The 4,199-nt window shown below is 64.0% G+C and carries 5 protein-coding genes; all 5 read right to left on the bottom strand.

All coding sequences use genetic code 11. The features are described from left to right. Nucleotides 1-275 (bottom strand): DUF4332 domain-containing protein (locus QAT43_RS14465; RefSeq protein ID WP_305043796.1); only part of this gene is annotated, 275 nt, incomplete at its 3' end. 68 nt (nucleotides 276-343) lie between these two features. Continuing rightward, nucleotides 344-871 (bottom strand): O-acetyl-ADP-ribose deacetylase, encoded by a 528-nt coding sequence (locus QAT43_RS14460; RefSeq protein WP_305043795.1) that lies wholly within the window; start codon nucleotides 869-871, stop codon nucleotides 344-346. A 33-nt stretch (nucleotides 872-904) separates the two neighbouring features. Continuing rightward, nucleotides 905-1,732, bottom strand: coding sequence for a TonB family protein (locus QAT43_RS14455; RefSeq protein ID WP_305043794.1), 828 nt, complete (start codon nucleotides 1,730-1,732; stop codon nucleotides 905-907). A gap of 85 nt (nucleotides 1,733-1,817) precedes the next feature. Next, the gene (locus QAT43_RS14450) at nucleotides 1,818-3,236 is read right to left on the bottom strand and encodes an NADH-quinone oxidoreductase subunit N (protein WP_305043793.1); all 1,419 of its coding nucleotides are present in this window, start codon (nucleotides 3,234-3,236) and stop codon (nucleotides 1,818-1,820) included. Between the two features lie 13 nt (nucleotides 3,237-3,249). Beyond that, on the bottom strand, nucleotides 3,250-4,199 hold a 950-nt coding region (locus QAT43_RS14445; protein ID WP_305043792.1), incomplete at its 5' end, for a complex I subunit 4 family protein.

Below are 4,199 nucleotides of genomic sequence, written 5' to 3'. Positions count from 1 at the left end.
GGTTTTCGCTGGGCCAATTCCGGCACGGTGTCAACCCCGGCCTGCTCGAGAAGATCGGCGTATTCCTGGCCAACGCCCTTGATCCTGAACAGATCGGAATTATTGATCCACTTCAGGAGCAATTTGTCACTGACCCCGGCTTTTTCCGCGAGGTCCTTGCGTCCCTTGGGCGTCGATCCCGCTTCAAGGAGTTTTTCCGTCGACGAAATGCCGGCCGCTTCGATCCTTTGACGATAGACCTCGCCGATTCCCTCGATTTCATTCAGTCGCGTCATGAGCTTCTCCTTTGCAGCGAAATAAGGAATCCTGCCACGGGAGAACTAAAACACAGGATTTCATGAATTCAACCGAAGGATTGCGCTTCTTGGAGAATCTTTCGGTAAACCGCCGCATTGTCTTCGGAAAAACAGACAAAATACACCTTTTTTACCTGATCCTGGGCGGCGAGAAACGTCCTGGCCTCGGCGACGGCAATGCGGCAGGCGCGCTCCAGGGGAAAGCGGTAGGCGCCGGTGCTGATGGAGGGAAAGGCGATGGTTTCCAGGCCGTGCTCCTGGGCCAGGCGCAGGCTGTGGCGGTAGCAGCCGACGAGCAATTCGTCCTCGCCCTGCCCGCCGCCGTGCCACACCGGTCCCACGGTGTGGATGACATGCCGGGCAGGCAGATTGTAACCGCCGGTGATTTTCGCCTGACCGGTGGGGCAGCCGTTGAGGGTTTTGCATTCCTCCAGCAGGCGCGGCCCGGCGGCGCGATGGATGGCGCCGTCCACCCCGCCGCCGCCGAGCAGCGTGGTATTGGCGGCGTTGACGATGGCATCGACCTGCATTTTCGTGATGTCGCCCTGCACGACTTCCATGGCGTATTGGGTCATGACGCACCTCCCGGTTGTTTTCACAAGACTACCTCACCGCAGGGAGCGGTCAAAGCGCACCGGCAACTCGATGGGCAGGCTGTCCTCGGGAAGCTCCGCGGGAAAGGCCGGAAAACGCGGCACCCGCGCGACGGCCGCGGCCGCCGCCTGATCGAGGAGGGCATCGCCGGAACTCTCCAGGATGGCGGTCTCGCGCAGCCGCCCGTCGCGCTCCAGCACGAAACGCACGACGACCTTGCCCTCGCGCCCGGCGCGCAAGGCCGGCAGGGGATAACGCTGATAGGGACGGATCAGGGGCGGCAGGGCATCGAGATAGGCCTGGCGCAGGGCGCGGATGCGCGGCTCCTCGACGACGGGCGCGATCGGCGACGGCAGGCTCGCCAGAGCAAGAGCCTGTTTCTCCTGCGCAAGAAGTACCGGTTCAGCGGTGGAATCCCGCGCATCGCTCGGGGATGACCCCTGGGTTTCAGGCACGGCCGGCGGGGCAATCGGACTGGGTTCGTCGGATCCGGCGGCAGGCGCTTCGATGGGGGCGGAAGCAGCGGCGACGCCAGGCCGGGCTTGCCCGGCAGGAGGCTTACTGGGTGTGGCTTGAAGCGGCGCGGTGGGGGGTGGGATTGACACGGGCACTTGCGGCGCAACCGGCTGCGGCGCTTCGAAAATCACCGGGGGAGATGGCGCGGATTGTCCGGGTTCGGCAACCTGCGCGGGCACGGTCATGACCTCAATGCGCAGGGCCTTGCCGGAGGAACGATCCGGGGCGGGCACACCGGGCTGACGCGGCGAAACCAGCAGGAGCAGCCCGTGCAACAGCAGGGAAAAGGCCAGAAAAAGCAGACTGCGCTGGAGGCTTGCGTTCACGAGGATATCTGCCTTGGATCACGAAAGGATTTTCGCAGTCTACGGCAGAACCAAAGCCTGGGGCAACCCTGTCCCTCCTTTTGTCCTACAGCAGCGCCACCGCCTCCTTGGCCAGGGCCAAAAAGCCTTGGGGCAGCACGCCGAGCAGGATGATGGCGAGGATCAGCACGTAGCCGAGGAGGCGGGTGCCGAATCCCAGGGGTACGGCTTCGCCACCGTCGTCGGCGCTCAGGTAGGCGGCGCGCACCATCTTCAGGTAGAAGAAGATGGAGATGGCGGCATTGATCAGGGCCAGCACCACCAGGCCGTAAAAGCCCTTCTGGAAAGCGGCGGTGAACAGCACGAACTTGCCGGTGAAGCCGATGGTGGGCGGGATGCCGGCCAGACTGAAGGCGCCGGCGCCGAGGGTGAAGGCGAGCAGCGGCGAGCGGCGGTAGAGACCCTTGAGATCATCGAGGGACAGGTTGCGGCTGTCGCCGCTCAGGTGGTAGAGAACGAAGAAGCACGCCAGGTTCATGAGCAGATAGCCCAGCGCATAATAGATGGCGCCGGCCTGGCCGAGGGGATTGCCGGCAAGGATGCCGAGCATCAGATACCCGGCATGGGCGATGCTCGAATAAGCCAGCAAGCGCTTGATGTCGTTCTGCACCAGGGCGGCGAGATTGCCGACGGTCATGGACGCCACGGCCAGAATGCCCAGCGCCCAGGTGAGCTGGGTGACATCCACTCCGGCGAGGCTGACCAGGCGCAGCAGTAGGATCACCGCGCCCAACTTGGGCAGGGTGGCGACGAAGCCGGCGGTCTCGTTGGCCGCGCCCTGGTAGACATCGGGCGTCCAGAAATGCATGGGAAACAGGGCGAGCTTGTAGAAAAAGCCGCACAGCAGCAGCACCATCCCCGGCACCGCCAAGGGCTGGGAGACGATGAGCTCGGGCAGCAGGGGCGCCAGCTCGGCCAGGTAGGTGGTGCCGCTCAGGCCGAAGACGTAGCTCATGCCGAACAGAGTGAGGCCCGAGGCCGCCGCGCCGAACAGCACATACTTGATGCCGGCTTCATACTGCTCGCGGCTGTGCTGGGGCTGACGGAAGGGAATGGCCACGAACAGGGCGAAGGACGAGATCTCCAGCGCCAGGAAAATGGTCACCAGCTCCACGGCGCTCGCCAGCATCACCAGGCCCAGGGTGCTGATCGCCAGAAACATATAGTACTCGGCGCCCAGGCGCCCCTCGATGCCGCGCAGGCCCGGTCCGACCCAGGCCACCAGCACCAGCCCGGCGCAGAGGATGACCTTGAACAGCTGCGAGAGGGTATCGACCCGATAGGCGTCGAAGAACAGCAGACCCGACTGGTCGAGGGTGGCGACGGAGGCGAGCAGCGCCAGGGTCGAGAGAAGCATCACCGCGACCCGCGGCAAGTCAATGCGCGGCCGGCCCAAGGAGGCGCAGAAGCAGACCAGAACGAGCAGGATCAGCAGCAGTTCGGGCAAAAAAAGCATGGTTTCCATAAGCCGTCCGAAATCAGAAGTTGGTCACGGAGGAAATAAGTTCGGCAACCCGGTCGCCCAGGCCGCTCAGGGCGTGCAGGGTTTCCCCGGCATCGCCGCCGCCCATGCCGGCCTCGACCTGCTGCAGCAGATGCGCAACGCTGGCATCCATGATATTGAGCAGGGGCGCCGGGTAGAAACCGATCCAGAAGACAAAGATCACCAGAAAACTCAGGGTGCCGATCTCGCGCGGGTTGAGATCGCGCAGGGCGTGATGGCCCTCGCCCTCCTCCTCGTCCTCGTGGTGGTGGCCGTGGCCGTCAGAGTCGGCCCAGACCATGCGCTGCAACAGGCGCAGCATGTACGCGGCGGCGAGAATCGCGCCGACCACGGCGATCGCCCCGACCAGCGGATACTTGGCGAAGGCGGCGAGCAGCACCAGGAATTCGCTGACGAAGCTGTTGGTGCCGGGAAAGCCGAAGGACGAGAGGCTGAATATGCCGAGAAACAGCACGAACAGCGGCATCATCGCCCCCAGGGCCGAATTGACGCTCATCTCGCGGCTGTGGGTACGCTCATAAATAATGCCGATGAGGATAAACAGCGCGCCGGTGGTGATGCCGTGGTTGATCATCTGCAGCATGGCGCCCTTGATGCCCTGATCGTTGAGCAGAAAGATCCCCAGGGTGACAAAACCCATGTGGCCGACGCTCGAGTAGGCGATGAGCTTTTTTATGTCGCTCTGCCCCAGGGCCAGATAGCCGCCGACCACGATGGACACCAGGGACAGGGCGATGAGCCAGGGCATGAAGTAGAAGGTCGCCTCGGGTGCGATGGGCAGGCAGAAGCGCAAAAAGCCGTAGCCGCCCATCTTGAGCATGATGCTCGCCAGGATCACGCTGCCCGCGGTGGGCGCCTCGACGTGGGCGGCGGGCAACCAGGTGTGCAGGGGGAACATGGGCACCTTGACGGCGAAGGCCAGGG

The organism is Geoalkalibacter sp. (assembly GCF_030604225.1).
In the GTDB taxonomy this organism is placed as follows: Bacteria; Desulfobacterota; Desulfuromonadia; order Desulfuromonadales; family Geoalkalibacteraceae; genus Geoalkalibacter.
The sequence above is the reverse complement of the archived record's forward strand: the minus strand, read 5'-3'. Positions and strand labels throughout refer to the sequence as shown.

Bases quoted from the DNA above. Each gene is read 5' to 3' on its own strand.
- QAT43_RS14460 (WP_305043795.1), bottom strand. From the start codon at position 871: ATGACCCAATACGCCATGGAAGTCGTGCAGGGCGACATCACGAAAATG.
- QAT43_RS14450 (WP_305043793.1), bottom strand. From the start codon at position 3,236: ATGGAAACCATGCTTTTTTTGCCCGAACTGCTGCTGATCCTGCTCGTT.